Annotated in this window: 13 protein-coding genes, 1 pseudogene and 1 riboswitch; of the genes and pseudogenes, 3 read left to right on the top strand and 11 right to left on the bottom strand. The window is 71.0% G+C overall.

Annotated features, from left to right (window positions below):
• Positions 1-298 precede the first annotated feature (298 nt).
• Both NQU55_RS19785 and NQU55_RS19780 read left to right on the top strand, forming a co-directional pair.
• On the top strand, positions 299-886 hold the full coding sequence (locus tag NQU55_RS19785) for a hypothetical protein (protein WP_168092095.1): 588 nt from the start codon (positions 299-301) through the stop codon (positions 884-886).
• 321 nt (positions 887-1,207) lie between these two features.
• Entirely contained in the window at positions 1,208-1,414 is a 207-nt protein-coding gene (locus tag NQU55_RS19780; RefSeq protein WP_058041342.1) for a DUF5999 family protein, read from the top strand.
• A 172-nt stretch (positions 1,415-1,586) separates the two neighbouring features.
• On the opposite strand, the gene gcvP is transcribed toward NQU55_RS19780, so the two are convergent.
• Positions 1,587-4,472, bottom strand: a complete 2,886-nt coding sequence (gene gcvP / locus NQU55_RS19775; RefSeq protein ID WP_168092094.1) for an aminomethyl-transferring glycine dehydrogenase — start codon at positions 4,470-4,472, stop codon at positions 1,587-1,589.
• Between the two features lie 187 nt (positions 4,473-4,659).
• Positions 4,660-4,770: riboswitch (glycine riboswitch) on the bottom strand.
• Positions 4,771-4,857: 87 nt separating this feature from the next.
• Between gcvP and NQU55_RS37135 the strand changes: the two are divergent.
• Positions 4,858-5,055 (top strand): annotated as a pseudogene (locus NQU55_RS37135) (PRC-barrel domain-containing protein); the annotation flags it as partial.
• Positions 5,056-5,171: 116 nt separating this feature from the next.
• On the opposite strand, the gene NQU55_RS19765 reads toward NQU55_RS37135, so the two are convergent.
• The 10 genes from NQU55_RS19765 to clsA all read right to left on the bottom strand — a co-directional run bounded on the left by NQU55_RS19765 (position 5,172) and on the right by clsA (position 15,720).
• On the bottom strand, positions 5,172-6,719 hold the full coding sequence (locus NQU55_RS19765) for a DNA polymerase IV (protein ID WP_168092093.1): 1,548 nt from the start codon (positions 6,717-6,719) through the stop codon (positions 5,172-5,174).
• Between the two features lie 112 nt (positions 6,720-6,831).
• On the bottom strand, positions 6,832-7,437 hold the full coding sequence (locus NQU55_RS19760; protein WP_206329148.1) for a MerR family transcriptional regulator: 606 nt from the start codon (positions 7,435-7,437) through the stop codon (positions 6,832-6,834).
• Positions 7,438-7,625: 188 nt separating this feature from the next.
• Positions 7,626-8,099, bottom strand: a complete 474-nt coding sequence (locus NQU55_RS19755; RefSeq protein WP_014058684.1) for a bifunctional nuclease family protein — start codon at positions 8,097-8,099, stop codon at positions 7,626-7,628.
• Between the two features lie 52 nt (positions 8,100-8,151).
• Positions 8,152-8,961 carry a transcriptional regulator FtsR gene (gene ftsR, locus NQU55_RS19750; protein ID WP_168097031.1) on the bottom strand — a complete coding sequence of 270 codons (810 nt, stop codon included), beginning with the start codon at positions 8,959-8,961 and terminating at the stop codon, positions 8,152-8,154.
• Between the two features lie 43 nt (positions 8,962-9,004).
• Positions 9,005-9,868 (bottom strand): FHA domain-containing protein, encoded by an 864-nt coding sequence (locus NQU55_RS19745; protein ID WP_079109993.1) that lies wholly within the window; start codon positions 9,866-9,868, stop codon positions 9,005-9,007.
• A 106-nt stretch (positions 9,869-9,974) separates the two neighbouring features.
• The gene (locus NQU55_RS19740) at positions 9,975-11,159 is read right to left on the bottom strand and encodes a DUF881 domain-containing protein (protein ID WP_240976808.1); all 1,185 of its coding nucleotides are present in this window, start codon (positions 11,157-11,159) and stop codon (positions 9,975-9,977) included.
• Positions 11,160-11,164: 5 nt separating this feature from the next.
• Positions 11,165-11,497, bottom strand: coding sequence for a small basic family protein (locus NQU55_RS19735; protein WP_049715989.1), 333 nt, complete (start codon positions 11,495-11,497; stop codon positions 11,165-11,167).
• Positions 11,494-12,417 (bottom strand): DUF881 domain-containing protein, encoded by a 924-nt coding sequence (locus tag NQU55_RS19730; RefSeq protein WP_168095223.1) that lies wholly within the window; start codon positions 12,415-12,417, stop codon positions 11,494-11,496. Before NQU55_RS19730 ends, NQU55_RS19735 begins: the two co-directional genes overlap by 4 nt.
• Positions 12,418-12,548: 131 nt before the next feature.
• Complete coding sequence (locus NQU55_RS19725; protein WP_168095224.1) at positions 12,549-15,044, bottom strand: mannose-1-phosphate guanyltransferase; 2,496 nt, start codon at positions 15,042-15,044, stop codon at positions 12,549-12,551.
• 85 nt (positions 15,045-15,129) lie between these two features.
• Positions 15,130-15,720 carry a cardiolipin synthase ClsA gene (gene clsA, locus NQU55_RS19720; RefSeq protein ID WP_058041334.1) on the bottom strand — a complete coding sequence of 197 codons (591 nt, stop codon included), beginning with the start codon at positions 15,718-15,720 and terminating at the stop codon, positions 15,130-15,132.
• Positions 15,721-15,850: the final 130 nt, after the last annotated feature.

Below are 15,850 nucleotides of genomic sequence, written 5' to 3'. Positions count from 1 at the left end.
GAGATTCGGCCTACCCTGCCCGGGGCACAATACGAGGTGGCGTGCCCCTGCTCGGCACAGAATCACCGAAATCACCCTCGGATGAGGCCCTGATATCCCCTTGCCGGAAATACCGGCGACAGCTAGCCGAAACACCATGTGAACACGTGTCGTATAAACTTCGGGGACGAGGCGGAGAGTAGGCGCCACGGCCCCGGCAGCCGGTAAGGTCCCGGCCCCCCTCTGACCCCGCACGCCGACAGCGTCGTCCGCACCCTGCCCAAGCACCACGTGTCTCAGAAGTGAGAGGCGACCCACCATGCCGCTGCATGTCCCCCCTGCCCCTGCGCCTGCCCTGCGCAGTGTCCTGAGCGCCCTCGGTTCCCCCTCCGCCGTCCGCGAGGCCCGCACTCCGTCGCTGAAGGCCGCGCAAGGACCGCTGACCCCCGAACTCCCGCTGCCCGTCCACGTCCTGGAGCAGACGGCGGGCCGCGGCGGCGCACCGCGCAGCAAGCTCACCGGCTGGCGGTTCCCGATCCGCGGCTCCGAGCGCGTGGTGGCCGCGGGCGAGGCGGTGCGGACCGCGGACGGCTGGGCGTTCTCGCACTTCTGCGAGGGCCCCTACCTCGTCTCCACGGAGCGGGCACTGCGGCAGGCGGAGACGCTTCCGACGCCCTACCAGCCCCGGCTGCTGTCCGTGCCCGGGCTCTACATGCTCACGCTCTGGCTGCACGGGGACATCGCCGCCGACCCCGCCTCGGGCCTGCCCGGCCCGGGCGACCTGCTCGTGCCGCTCGCACCGGCGCCACCGGGGATCGCCGCGCACCGCCCGCACCGCTTCGCCGAGTTGATGCCGGTCCTGACGCTCCGCCTGACCCCCGCCCCGCTGCTGAAGACCCCCGCTTGAGGAACCTGTCCGGCGGTCTGACACCCCCTCCCTTCCCCGGCGCCCCGCGGCCTTCCGCCGCGGGGCGCACACGTGTACTCACCCTCCCGGACTAGCCCACTCCGACCACCGGTAACCACCCGGCCGGACAGTCATGTTGGAAGCAACCGCCCGCATGGGTGATGCGTCTCCAACGAGTGAGGAGCGCTGCCGGGAAATCCCTGCGGAATCACGCCCGTGGGGCAACACTGGTATCGACCAACCGATTCGCCAACGGGGGGCGGCATGAACACCGAATCGAGCCGCAGGACAGCCACCACATCACAGCGAAAGAACCCTCCCATGTGCCAGCACCAGCCCACGTGCCCCTCAGCCGACTCCGCCGACCGGGAAGCCGCGCACCTCGTGGCGCACCACCCCGAGCAGGGCTGGAGTCTGCTGTGCAACGGAGTCCTGCACTTCGAGGACACCGGTGAGCTGCTGCCGGACGGCCAGATCATCGCGCCGCACCGGCCGCTGGACACGGGAAACGTGGTGACCGCTGCCTGAGCTCACGCACCACCGCACTCAGCACCGGAGCGCTACGGCGCTCACACACCGCACCACAGGAACACTGCACCACAGGGAACACCGCACCACTCGCACGCAAAGGGGCCGGCCCGGCGAAATCGCCGAACCGGCCCCGACTCGTGCCGGGCCCCGGCCGGGGCCCACGGCTCCGTCAGCCGTCGTACTCCTCCAGCGGCGGGCAGGAGCACACGAGGTTGCGGTCGCCGTACGCACCGTCGACGCGGCGCACCGGCGGCCAGTACTTGTCGGCGGCCGAGACCCCGGCGGGGAAGACGGCCTCCTCACGGCTGTAGGGGTGCTCCCACGCTCCCGCCACGGACGCGGCGGTGTGCGGGGCGTTCCGCAGCGGGTTGTCGTCCTTGCTCCACTCCCCCGAGCCGACCTTCTCGATCTCGGCGCGAATCGCGATCATCGCCTCGCAGAAGCGGTCCAGCTCGGTGATGTCCTCGCTCTCCGTGGGCTCGATCATCAGGGTGCCGGCCACCGGGAAGGACATCGTCGGCGCGTGGAAGCCGTAGTCGATGAGCCGCTTGGCGACGTCGTCGACGCTCACGCCGGTCGCCTTGGTCAGCGGCCGCAGGTCGACGATGCACTCGTGGGCCACCAGGCCGTTCGGGCCGGTGTAGAGCACGGGGTAGTGCGGCTCCAGGCGCTTGGCGATGTAGTTGGCGCCGAGCACCGCCACCTGCGTGGCGCGCTTGAGGCCCTCGCCGCCCATCAGCCGAACGTACGCCCAGGAGATCGGCAGGATGCCGGCGGAACCCCACGGCGCCGCGGAGATCGGGCCGACGCCCGTCGCCGGGCCGGCGGTGGGCTGCAGCGGGTGGTTGGGGAGGTACGGCGCGAGGTGCGCGCGGACGGCGACCGGGCCGACGCCGGGACCGCCGCCGCCGTGCGGGATGCAGAAGGTCTTGTGCAGGTTCAGGTGCGAGACGTCGCCGCCGAACTTGCCCGGCTCCGCCAGGCCCACCAGGGCGTTGAGGTTGGCGCCGTCCACGTAGACCTGGCCGCCCGCCTCGTGCACGGCCGCGCAGATGTCGGCGACGTGCTCCTCGAAGACGCCGTGCGTCGACGGGTAGGTGATCATCAGGACGGCCAGCTCGTCGCGGTACTGCTCGATCTTGGCGTGCAGGTCCTGGGCGTCGACCTCGCCGTCGTCGGCCGTCTTGACCACGACGACCTTCATGCCGGCCATCACGGCGCTGGCGGCGTTGGTGCCGTGCGCGGAGGACGGGATCAGGCAGACGGTGCGCTGCTCGTCGCCGTTGGCGCGGTGGTAGGCGCGGACGGCCAGCAGGCCGGCGAGCTCGCCCTGGGAGCCGGCGTTCGGCTGGATGGAGACCTTGTCGTAGCCGGTGACCGCGGCGAGCCGCTCCTCCAGCTCCGTGATGAGCGTGACGTAGCCCTCGGCCTGCTCGATCGGAGCGAAGGGGTGCAGCGCGCCGAACTCGGGCCAGGTGACCGGCTCCATCTCGGTCGTGGCGTTGAGCTTCATGGTGCACGAGCCGAGCGGGATCATGCCGCGGTCCAGGGCGTAGTCCCGGTCGGCGAGGCGGCGCAGGTAGCGCAGCATGGCGGTCTCGGAGCGGTGCTCGTGGAAGACCGGGTGCGTGAGGTAGTCACCGGTGCGCAGGAGGGCCTCGGGGAGGGCCTCGGCGGCCACCGCGTCGAGCGCCTCGACGTCGCCGGTCACCCCGAAGGCGGCCCAGACGGAGTCCAGGTGGGCACGGGTGGTGGTCTCGTCGCAGGCGATGCCGACGTGGTCGGCGTCGGTCAGGCGCAGGTTGACGCCGCGCTCGCGGGCGGCCTCGACGACCTCGGCGGCCCGGCCCGGGACGCGCGCGGTCAGGGTGTCGAAGTAGGAGCCGTGCACGAGCTCGACGCCCCCGGCGCGCAGGCCCTCGGCGAGGATCGCGGCGTAGCGGTGGGTGCGGCGGCCGATGGCGGCCAGGCCCTCGGGGCCGTGGTAGACGGCGTACATGCCGGCCATGACGGCGAGGAGCACCTGGGCGGTGCAGATGTTGCTGGTGGCCTTCTCGCGGCGGATGTGCTGCTCGCGGGTCTGCAGGGCCAGGCGGTAGGCCTTGTTGCCGTCGGCGTCCACGGAGACGCCGACGAGGCGGCCGGGGAGGCTGCGGGCGAACTGCTCGCGCACGGCCATGAACCCGGCGTGCGGGCCGCCGAAGCCCATCGGGACGCCGAAGCGCTGGGTGGTGCCGACGGCGATGTCCGCGCCGAGCTCGCCGGGCGAGGTCAGCAGGGTCAGGGCGAGCAGGTCGGCCGCGACGGTGACGATCGCGCCGAGCTCGTGGGCGCGCTCGATGGCCGGGCGCAGGTCGCGCACGGCGCCGGAGGCGCCGGGGTACTGCAGGAGGACGCCGAAGACACCGCGCTCGGCGATCTCGTCCGGGATGCCCGCGCTCAGGTCGGCGACGACGACCTCGACGCCCGTCGGCTCGGCGCGCGTCTCGATCACGGCGATCGTCTGCGGCAGGGTGTCGGCGTCGATGAGGAAGACGCCCTTCTTGACCTTGCCGACGCGCCGGGACAGGGCCATGGCCTCGGCGGCCGCGGTGCCCTCGTCCAGGAGGGAGGCGCCGGAGGTGGGCAGCCCGGTGAGGTCGGCGACGACGGTCTGGAAGTTGAGCAGGGCCTCCAGGCGGCCCTGGGAGATCTCCGGCTGGTAGGGCGTGTAGGCCGTGTACCAGGCGGGGTTCTCCATGACGTTGCGCAGGATCACCGGCGGGGTGAACGTGCCGTGGTAGCCGAGGCCGATCATCGGGGCGAGGACCTGGTTGCGGTCGGCGAGCGTCCGCAGTTCGGCGAGGACCTCGGCCTCGCTGCGGGCCTCCGGCAGGGCCAGGGCGCCCACGCTCTTGATCACTTCCGGCACGGCGGCGGCAGTGAGCTCGTCCAGCGATCCGAAGCCGACCTGGGCGAGCATCTTGGCCTGGGCCTCGCCGTCGGGACCTATGTGGCGGCGCTCGAACGGGGTGTCCCGCTCCAGGTCGGAAAGGGCGATGCGGTGGGCAGTCATCTGCGGAGGCCTCCTGGTCGTTGCGACCTGCGAGGGGTACCACGGCGCGGGTACCCGGACGGCCTCCCCCTCTGTCATCTCAACCTGAGAGCTTCACCGGACCGCAACGCACGGCCCGGCTTTCACCGTCGGTGAGGAAGGGCTTCGGCGCTTGACTGACCGGGCCCGCCCTGCTTTCCAGAGTGACCTCGTCCATGCGGTACGGGTGCCTGAGAGATTCCGGGGAGGATTTGCTCCTTCGGCGCCTCCGTCGGCCCCACTGGGGTGGGCTTCCGGAGGACTCTCCCGCACGGATTCTGCGGCCATTCGCCAGCCTACCAGCGAGGCTTTCCCGCCGGATCTCCCGAGTGGCCGCTTCTCGCTTTGTGTTTTTACGTGGGGGGAGGTGCCGATACAGGGAGGAACCGTGCAGAGCGACATCGATCCCCGGAGCCTGATCGGACGGAAGGTCTTCGACCGCGACGGGGCGAAGATCGGCACGGTGGACGAGGTCTATCTCGACGACGCCACGGGGGAGCCGCTGTGGGCGGCCGTACGCACCGGCTTCTTCCGGCGGGACGCCTTCATCCCCCTGGCGACCAGCGAGGTCTCCGGAGACAACCTGCGCACGGCGTACGACCGGGCACTGATCAAGGAAGCCCCCGACTTCGGCGTCGGCCGCCACCTCTCCCCCGAACAGGAACTGCAGCTCTACCACCACTACCGGCTGGGCATCCCGGGCTCGGGGCGGGTGGCGGGATCGGACCCGGGACCGGGAACGGTCCGGGGAACGGCGTCCCCGCCGGAACGGGGCGGGGAATCCGGGCCGGGGCCGGGATCCGCCGCCCCCCGCGGCGCCGACCCGTCCTCCGGCGGATCGGCGAGCTGATCCGCCCCCGGCTCCTGACGTACGAGCGGCAGCGGATCCGCCGGCTCCAGCGCGGGGTCGTCGACCGCGAAGGTCCGTACCCGGCCCGGCTCCGACCAGGGCTGTTCGAAACGGACGGTGACCCGGCCGACACCGCTCCCCTGCACCCACCCCGCCCCGTACTCGGCGTGCCGCACGTCCAGCCCCGGCAGCCAGCGCCGCGGCTTCACCTCCGCGCCCACCGCCTCCCCCTGCGCCTCTCCCGGCCTCTGCGGGGCCTCCGCCGCGCCCGTGGCGGCCGCCACGGCCGCCACCGCCGCCGCCTCGCTCGCGGCCTGCGCGAAGAGGTCCTCCTGCGTGTAGTCGGCGAGCCCGCTGACCCCGACGCCCAGCAGCCGGACCCCCGCCGTGGTGTCCACGCCGTCGATCAGCCGGGCCGCCGCCTCCTTGACCACGGCGGGGTCGTCCGTCGGGCCGCGCAGCGTCTCCGAGCGGGTCAGCGTCGAGAAGTCGTAGCTGCGCACCTTGATGACCACCGTCCGGCCGGACCGGCCCGCCGCCCGCAGCCGCTGCACGCACCGCTCGGCGAGCCGGGAGATCTCCGTCTGCACCCGCGACCGGTCGGTCAGGTCCTCCTCGAAGGTGTCCTCCACGGAGACGGACTTGGCGTCCCTGTCGGCGACGACGGGACGGTCGTCGTGCCCGGTGGCCAGGGCGTACAGCCCCCCGCCGTGGGCCTTGCCCAGGAGCCGCACGAGCTCCGCCTCCCCCGCCTCGCCCGTCTCGGCGACGGTCGCGATGCCGGCCCGGCGCAGCGTCTCGGCGGTGGCCGGGCCGACGCCCGGAATGACGCGCACGGACATGGGCCCCAGCAGCTCCAGCTCTGTGCCCGGCTCGATGAGCACCAGGCCGTCGGGCTTGGCCTCCTCGGAGGCGATCTTCGCGAGCATCTTGGAGCCGGCGAGCCCCACCGAGCCGCTGAGGCCCGTGGCCGCGCGGATGTCCCGCCGCAGACGCTCCCCCACGGCCCGCACGGCCGCCGACGTGGGCTCGACGCCCCCGGCCTCCAGATCCACGAACGCCTCGTCGAGGCTCAGCGGCTCCACCAGCGGCGACAGCTCGCCGAGCAGGGCCATGACCACTTCGCTGATCTCGCGGTAGAGCGAGAACCGCGGGGTGAGGTAGGCGGCGTTGGGGCACAGCCTGCGGGCCTGGGCCGTGGCCATCGCGGAGCGGACGCCGAAGACTCTGGCCTCGTAGGAAGCGGTGGCCACCACGCCGCGCGGGCCGATCCCGCCCACCACGACGGGCTTCCCGCGCAGACTGGGCTTGGCCGCCTGCTCGGCCGAAGCGTAGAAAGCATCCATGTCGAGATGCAGGATGGTCGGCGCGCCTCTCACGACACCGATGCTGCCGCATGCCACTGACAATCGCACTCACGTACGACCGGCTGGATGTTCACGTCCGGCCGAGGCGACCCAGCACAGCGGGCCGCAGGGCCTGCGGCGACGGTCAGCCGACGCGGTTGCGGCGGCGGGCCAGCTCGTCGGAGGGGTTGGGGCGGATCAGCGTCTCGCCCGTGTCCACCCGCTCGCCGTGCAGCTGGGACAGCGCGCTCTCGACATCGCGCCACACGACCCCCACGGCGATCCCGAAGACGCCCTGCCCGCCCTGGAGGAGATCGACGACCTCGTCGGGCGAGGTGCACTCGTACACCGTGGCGCCGTCGCTCATCAGCGTCATCCGGGGCAGATCGGCCATGCCGCGCGAGCGCAGGTGCTGGACCGCCGTGCGGATGTTCTGCAGGGACACCCCGGTGTCCAGCAGCCGCTTCACGATCTTGAGGACCACCACGTCCCGGAAGCTGTAGAGCCGCTGGGTGCCGGAGCTGTGCGCGGGGCGCACGCTCGGCTCCACCAGGCCCGTACGCGCCCAGTAGTCGAGCTGGCGGTAGGTGATGCCCGCCGCCGCGCACGCCGTCGGTCCGCGGTAGCCGATGAGATCGGCCTCCGGGCCCCGCGGTGCGCCGACCTCCACCGGAGTGGCATGACGGGGTGCCGGTTCGACCGCTCCCCCGAACAGCGGATACGGACTGCCGACCGCCGTCCCGTCGCCCATGCTTCTCACGCCGACCTCCGTCCTTGACCTGCCCTCCCGACGGTAGGCAGTCACCCGGGGTGCGTCAACGATCGCCACACTCGGCACGCCGAGTGATAATCACCCAGAGAGTGGTTTTGCGTGCCTCTGTGCCGGGAAGGGGTAATCGGATGCGCTGCGGCAAGCCGTCGCACAGCGCCCCGGCCGGCTCACTGACTGCTGGTGCCGAAGTCCTCCGGCGAGATCTGGTCGAGGAACTCGCGGAACTTCTCGACCTCGTCCTCCTGCTCGTCCGGGATGGCGATCCCGGCGTCGTCCAGCACCCCGTCGCTGCCGTAGATCGGCGTGCCGGTGCGCAGGGCGAGCGCTATGGCGTCGGACGGCCGGGCACTGACCTCCACGCCGCTGGCGAAGACGAGCTCCGCATAGAAGACACCCTCGCGCAGGTCCGTGATGCGGACCTCCGTGAGCTGCTGGCCGACCGCTTCCAGCACGTCCTTGAAAAGGTCGTGGGTCAGCGGACGGGCCGGGGCCATGCCCTGCTGGGCGAAGGCGATGGCCGTCGCCTCTCCCGGTCCGATCCAGATCGGGAGGTAGCGGTCGCCTCCCACTTCACGCAGGAGCACGATCGGCTGGTTGGAGGGCATTTCCACCCGGACACCCACGACATCGAGCTCGTTCACACAGCAACCCTAGGACGTGCCCGGCAGGTTTGGGTAGTCGGGCACTCGCCGGTCAGTGCGAGCCCGCGTGCAGCGCGGCCTGCACGAGCGCCGCGTGCAGGCGCACGGAGAGCGTGGCGAGCTCGCGCGTAGTGGCCTCGGCATGGGCCCTGGTCTGCGGATTACGGTGCCGCCGCAGCGGTGCGACCACTTGTTCGACCAGGCCGGCCTGGCGGTCGGCCGCGGCTTTCATGGCGCGAAGGTGCCGCGGCTCCAGACCGAAACGGCCCAGGTCGGCGACGAGGCGCGCCACGGCCACCGCATCGGCGTCGAATCCGCCGTCCGGGTGCGCGGTGACCAGCCCGTACGACTCCCACTCCACCAGCTCACTCTCCGTGACACCGGTGGCACTCAGCATCTCCTCGCGGCCGATCCGTACGGCCGGAGAGGGCACCGGCGCGCCGAGCCCGGCGCCCGCGAGCACGGCGGCCTCGTCGATCACGGCGTCCGGACCGGCCTCCTGGCCGTGATCGGCCAGGAGCGCGGCGTCACGGGGCTTCGCGGGGGCGGGCAGCTGCGGCGCTTCCCCCCGGGCCCGCGCCTCCAGGTGCTCCTTGATGACCCGCAGCGGAAGGTAGTGATCGCGCTGCATGCGCAGCACGCAGCCGAGCCGCTCCACGTCCTCCGTACTGAACTTGCGGTATCCGGACGGTGTGCGCTGCGGCTCCACCAAGCCCTCCGCCTCCAAGAAGCGAATCTTGGAGATGGTGACCTCGGGGAACTCCTCACGCAGCAGGTTGAGCACCGTACCGATGCTCACCAGCCGTCCCTCCGCGCCGGCGGCACCGGGTGACCCGGTGCCGCCTGACGGTGTTCGAAGCATGGCCCTTCCTAGCGTCCCCCCGGGACGGAGCCCGGGGGGAAGGTCAGATGCCCCGCTGGCTGCCGTAGAAGACCAGCCGGTACTTGCCGATCTGGACCTCGTCGCCACTGTTCAGCGGCACCGAGTCGATCCGCTCGCGGTTGACGTACGTGCCGTTGAGGCTGCCGACGTCGGAAACGGTGAAGCTGCCGTCCTGGGCTCTGCGGAACTCCACGTGCCGGCGCGAGACCGTCACGTCGTCCAGGAAGATGTCACTCTGCGGGTGCCGGCCCGCCGTGGTCAGCTCGCCGTCCAGCAGGAAGCGGCTGCCGGAGTTCGGACCGCGCCGGACCACCAGCAGCGCCGAACCGAGCGGCAGGGCGTCGACGGCCGCCTGCGCCTCCGGAGAGAGCGACGGGATCGGCGTCTGGCCCGTGGCCTCGGAGTCGTACGCCTCGAGACCGGAGATCGAGATGGTCGACGTGGTCTCCGAGGCGCGCTCGGCCACGGCACCGGGCCTCAGCGGGGCACCGCAGTTGGAGCAGAACCGGCTCGCCTCGGCGTTCCGGTGGCCGCACCTCGTACATACCGGCAAGGCAGACCCTCCGTGCGCGCTCGAGGTCGCTGGTGCCCCGAAACCTATGCGCCCGGTGGCGGCAGGGTCAACAGCCGACCCGCCCGGAATGTCTCCTCCCGGAGCTCCGACCTGATCCCGGAACAGCGGACGCCCCTCCTGGGCGCCCTCCCGGCCCTCGCCGCCCTCCACCGGACGCGACGCGCGGTGGCGGGCGCTGCCACCGTCCTGGCGTGCGCTCTTGCCGAACAACTTCGCAAACAACTTCACGGGCGATTCCCCTTGACCGAAACAGACCCGCCCGTGGGGCAGGACAAAACCTCGATGCACACACCGTCCGACCTGGACATCCATACAACGTCCGTGGTCAACAGACAGTTTCCACCACGCACCCTCGACTTGGTGCGCCGACCCCCCGCAACCTCATGGCCTCCCTCTGAAGCCCGCATGACCGCCCGCCTCACTGCGATGACGACCGAGCGTAGTCAGGCCGCTTCACCGGGCGCAAGGCGTCCACAATGATCTTCTCAGACCGCCGGACCGTCACGCCCGCCTGCTCCTTCTCCAGCGTCTGCACGACACCGCCGGGGATGTTGAGCGCGGGCTCCAGATCCTGCGGCTTCCCGATCACCTTGAACCGGTAAGGCTGCGAGACCTTCTTGCCGTCGATCTCCACCTTCCCCGCCGCGCCCGAAAAATAGGTGTCGGCCGCGATCCGTACGTCATTGATCTGGATGGCCTCCGCGCCGGCGGCCCGCAGCTCCTGGAGGGTGTCCAGCAGCTTGTCGGACTCGACGGCGTTCTTGGGGTCGCTCACCGTGAGCTCGATGCCCGGCCCCTGCGCCCCCACCGTGCCCGCGAGGATCGCCAGCTGCTGCTCCTTCTGCGCGGTCTGCTTACGGGCCTCCGCGGCCTGGTTGGAGCTGCTTTCGAGCTCGGTGCGCTGGTTCTCCAGCCGCCGCTTCTCGTCCTCCAGCCGCTTCGTGCGGTTGTCCAGCTCGTCCAGGATCCGCACGAGGTCCTCCTGCCGGGCACCGCGCAGCGCGCTGTTGTCGCTGGTCGACCGGACCTGGATGGCCAGGCCCAGGCCGAGGACGCACAGCAGCACGGCGACGGTGAGCTGCGCCCGCGTCAGCCGCGGCGGCCAGAAGGCCTTGGCCAGGCGCTGACGGCCCGTCACGGGCTCGGCGGCGGCGCCGGCCCCGGGCGCGGCGGCGGAGGCCGCAGCGGCCCCCTCGGGCCCCGGCTCGGGCTCGGCGGCCGCGTCGGGCCCCGGCTCGCTCCGCGGCTCCGGCTCGGGCGCCGGCCCCTCCTCGGCTCCGGACCCGGTTTCGGACCGGGCTTCTGGCCCCGGCACGGCTCCCGGACCGGGAGCCGGCTCGCCTTCCGGAGCGGACTCCGGCCCGGACTTGGCGGACTCGGCGGACTCGGCGGACTCGGCAAACTTCTCGGGCTTGCCCGACTCTCCGCCCTTTTCGGCCTTATCGGCTTTACCGGGCTTATCGGCTTTACCAGGCTCATCGGCCTTGCCGGGCTTGCCGTCCGTACCCGGCTTCGCCGGCTCCCCGGCCGGAACGGCCTTCTTCTTCGGCTCCTCCGCGGAAGCGGACCCCGGCTCGTCGGGCATGTTGTCGTCGGTGCTCATCGGCCTCACGCCCGGAAGACGTGCCGGCGGATCGCGGCCGCGTTGGAGAAGATGCGGATGCCCAGGACGACCACGACACCGGTGGACAGCTGGGCCCCCACGCCGAGCTTGTCGCCCAGGAAGACGATCAGCGCCGCCACGACCACGTTCGACAGGAACGACACGACGAACACCTTGTCGTCGAAGATCCCGTCCAGCATCGCCCGGAGGCCGCCGAACACCGCGTCGAGCGCCGCCACGACGGCGATGGGAAGGTAGGGCTCGACCGCCGTCGGCACCACAGGACGGACGACCAGTCCGACCACGACTCCCACGACGAGGCCCAATACGGCGATCACGATGTGCCCTTCCCTGTGTCGGTGGCGCGGCCGGCCGCGCCACCCCCCTGCGGCTGTGCGTTACGTACGATCAGGCTCGGTGCGGCGGGCAGCCGGACGTCCCCCTGAGCGGAAATGCTGTAGCGGATCCCGTAGTTCTGCTGCAGAACACGCAGATACTGCCCGTCGACGCTGCGCTGGAAGGCGTTCGCCAGCTGCTGTCCGTCACCGACCGCCAGCACCGTGTACGGCGGCACCAGCGGTTTGTTGTCCACCAGTATGGCGTCACCCGCGGCCCTGATCGCCGACAGCGCCGTCAGCCGCTGCCCGTTGACCGAGACGGCCTCCGCACCGGACTGCCACAGGCCGTTGACGATGCGCTGCATGTCACGGTCGCGCACCCGGCCCGTGTCGGCGAAGCCGGTGCTCTCGCGCGGACCGCCGCCACCGCTCTGCTTCGTCTGCTTGGCGTCGTCCACGACGAGCTTGACCCCCGGGCCCTGCACCGCGGTCGCGCCCGCGAGCAGCGACACGACGTCGGCCTTGTCGCCGCCGTGCTCCTCCAGTACGTCACGCTGCTTGCTGCCGACGGCGTTCCGCAGGGTGTCGACGTTCTTCTGCAGCGCGTCGGCCGCCTCGGTCTCCCGCCCGATGCGGTCGATGAGCTGCTGGCGCTCCTTGGCCAGCGTCGGTGCCGATATCTGCGCCTGCGCCGCCCCCAGCGTCACCACCACCGCGGCGAGCAGCAGGGCCGCGGCAAGGCCCAGCTTCGCACGCAACGGGCTCGGCAGCTTGCTGCCGCCCTCCTCCTTGCGCCTGGCCGCCGCCTCCGCGTATCCGTCGTCGAGGCTGTGGTCCATCACGTTGGTCAGCAGCGACATGGAGGCATCGGGGCGCGAAGCAGGCGGGACCGTGCTCCGAACGGGGGGCTGCTGCGACATGCCGCACATCGTCGCACGTCGGGGGCGCCGTCTCCCAATGGCCCCACCGGCGCGCCGGAAGCGGGATCACTCCGGCACCGGTCCGGCTCCAAGGAGACGACGCCCGCCGCGTCCTGACCCGGCGTCCGCGATCAGCGCCCGGCGCCGTCCACGACCGCCGACCACTCGTCGAGCAGGGCCTGCGCCGAGGAGTCGTCCGGCCCCTCGGCCCACAGGTGGGTCACGGCCTCGGCCGGGTCGGGCAGCACCATGACCCAGCGCCCGTCGGCCTCGACCACCCGTACCCCGTCCGTGGTGTCCACGTGCCGGTCCCCGGCCGCCTCGACCACGGACCGCATCACGAGCCCCTTGACCGCCCACGGCGTCGCGAGGTCGCGGCGGAGCACGTGGGCGCGCGGGATGCGTGCGTCTATCTGGCTGAGCGTGAGCTGAGTGCGTGCCACCAGGCCGATGAGGCGGACGAATGCGGCAGTCCCGTCGAAAACGCTGGTGGACTCCGGCACGATGAAGCCGCCGCGCCCGTCCCCGCCGAAGATCGTGGTGTCCGCACGGCCGACCCTGGTCAGGTCGTCGGGAGACGTCGTCGTCCACTCGACCTGGGTGCCGTGGTACGCCGCCACCTGCTCAGCGATACGGGTGGTGGTCACCGGCAGCGCCACTTTGCCGCTGCGCCGCTCGGCGGCCACCAGGTCGAGCAGGACGAGCAGGGCCCGGTCGTCCTCGACGATCCGGCCGCGCTCGTCGACGAGGGAGAGCCGCTCGCCCACAGGGTCGAACCGCACGCCGAACGCCGCACGGGCCGAGGCCACGATCTCCCCGAGCCGGACGAGGCCGGAGCGGCGGTCGTCCGCGGTCTCGGTGGGACGGGACTCGTCGAGCCCGGGATTGATGGTGAACGCCTCCACGCCGAGCCGGCCGAGCAGGCTGGGCAGGACGAGGCCGGCGCTGCCGTGCGCCGCGTCCACCACGACCTTCAGCCCCGCCTCGGCGACCCCGCTGGTGTCCACGGACCGCAGCAGCGAGCCCGCGTAGGAGTCGTAGACGCTGGAGGGGAAGGAGAGGTCACCGATCTCCCCGGGGAAGGCCCTCCGGTACTCCTGGCGGGCGTAGACGCGGTCGAGCTTGCGCTGTCCGGCCTGGGAGAGGTCGGCGCCGCGCTCGTCGAAGAACATGATGTCCACGGAGTCGGGCACGCCCGGCGTCGTCCGGATCATGATGCCGCCCGCGCTGCCGCGCGCCGTCTGCTGGCGGGCCACCGGCAGCGGGACGTTCTCCAGGTCGCGGACGTCTATGGCACTGGCCTGCAGGGCGGAGATCACGGCGCGCTTGAGCGCTCGCGCACCGCGGGAATGATCGCGGGCCGTGGTGACGGTCGAGCCCTTCTTGAGCGTCGTGGCGTACGCGCCGGCGAGCCGTACCGCGAGCTCGGGCGTGATCTCCACGTTGAGGACCCCGGACACCCCGCGCGCGCCGAAGAGATGCGCCTGACCCCGGGACTCCCAGATCACCGAGGTGTTGACGAACGCGCCCGCCTCGATGGTCTTGAAGGGATAGACCCGGACGTTGCCCTGAATAATCGATTCCTCACCGACGAGGCACTCGTCGCCGATGACCGCGCCGTCCTCGATCCTGGCGGCGCGCATGATGTCGGTGTTCTTGCCGATGACGCAGCCGCGCAGGTTGCTCTGCTGGCCGATGTAGACGTTGTCGTGGACGACGGCCTTGTGCAGAAAGGCTCCGCTCTTGACGACGACGTTGGAGCCGACGACGGTGTGCTCGCGGATCTCGGCGCCGGCTTCGACCTTGGCGTAGTCGCCGATGTAGAGCGGGCCGCGGAGGGTGGCGTCGGGGTGGACCTCGGCGCCTTCGGCGACCCAGACGCCCGGGGAGATCTCGAAACCGTCTATGTCGACGTCGACTCTGCTCTCGAGCACGTCGGCCTGGGCCTTGACGTAGCTCTCGTGCGTGCCGACGTCCTCCCAGTAGCCCTCGGCGATATAGCCGTAGACCGGCTTGCCCTCCTTCATCAGCTGCGGGAAGACATCGCCCGACCAGTCCACGGGGACGTCGGCCTCGACGTAGTCGAAGACCTCGGGCTCCATGACGTAGATGCCCGTGTTCACCGTGTCGGAGAAGACCTGGCCCCAGGTGGGCTTCTCCAGGAAGCGGTCCACCTTGCCGTTCTCATCGACGATGGTGATCCCGAATTCGAGGGGATTGGGAACACGGGTGAGGCAGACGGTGACCAGTGCGCCCTTTTCCTTGTGGAAACGGATCAGGTCGGTCAGGTCGAAATCGGTGAGGGCGTCTCCGGAGATCACCAGGAAGGCATCGTCCTTGAGCGCCTCCTCGGCGTTCTTGACGCTGCCCGCCGTGCCGAGTGGCTTTTCCTCGTTGGCGTAGGTGAGCTCCATGCCGAGCTCCTCGCCGTCCCCGAAGTAGTTCCTGACGAGGGAGGCGAGGAACTGCACCGTCACCACGGTCTCGGTGAGCCCGTGCCGTTTGAGCAGTCGCAGCACATGCTCCATGATCGGCCGGTTGGCGACCGGCAGGAGCGGCTTGGGCATGCTCGAGGTCATGGGGCGAAGGCGTGTGCCTTCGCCGCCGGCCATCACGACGGCCTTCATGTCGGAAGCGTCCTCCTTGGGAGACGACGGTCATGCCGACTTCACGCCGGGGATGGCCGGAGTAGGGCCGGAGTCTGCGGCGAGATCAGTCGGCCGTGGCGTCCGCCTTGACCAGGCGGCGGACCTGGACCACATAGAGGATCCCTGCCCACCAATAGAGGGTTGTACCCCATCCGGCGAACGCCCATCCGAAAATCGCGGCAAGTGACGGCAACCAGCCCTCACCGTCACTGAGAAGCAGCAACGGGAAGGCGTACATCAGGTTGAAGGTCGCGGCCTTGCCGAGGAAGTTCACCTGCGGCGGCGGATAGCCGTGGCGCCTCAGAATCCACACCATGACCAGCAGCATCGCCTCACGGGCGATCAGGGCGGCGGTCATCCAGAGCGGAAGGATCTCACGCCACGTCAGACCGAAGAGCGTGGAAAGGATGTAGAGCCGGTCGGCCGCGGGGTCGAGCAGCCGGCCGAGGCTGCTGATCTGGTTCCAGCGCCGGGCGAGCTTTCCGTCGAGGTAGTCGCTGACGCCGCTGAGGGCCAGGACGAGCAGCGCCCACCCGTCGTGCTTCTGAAGAATCAGCCACAGGAAGAGAGGGACGCCGACCAGACGCGCCATGCTGAGGATGTTCGGGATGGTGAGGACGCGGTCGGTCTGGACTCGCGTCTCCTGGACCTCCACCCGGGGGCCTCCTGTGGGAAATATGCGAACGATACCCCCCGACCTTACCCTTCGGCGCGACCGGCCCGCGGGGAGGGTGGTCCCGGAAATGCGAAAAAGCCCCGGTGGATAACCCACCAGGGCTTTTTCT

It is taken from the genome of Streptomyces telluris (assembly GCF_024519335.1).
Lineage (GTDB): Bacteria > Actinomycetota > Actinomycetes > Streptomycetales > Streptomycetaceae > Streptomyces > Streptomyces telluris.
The sequence above is the reverse complement of the archived record's forward strand: the minus strand, read 5'-3'. Positions and strand labels throughout refer to the sequence as shown.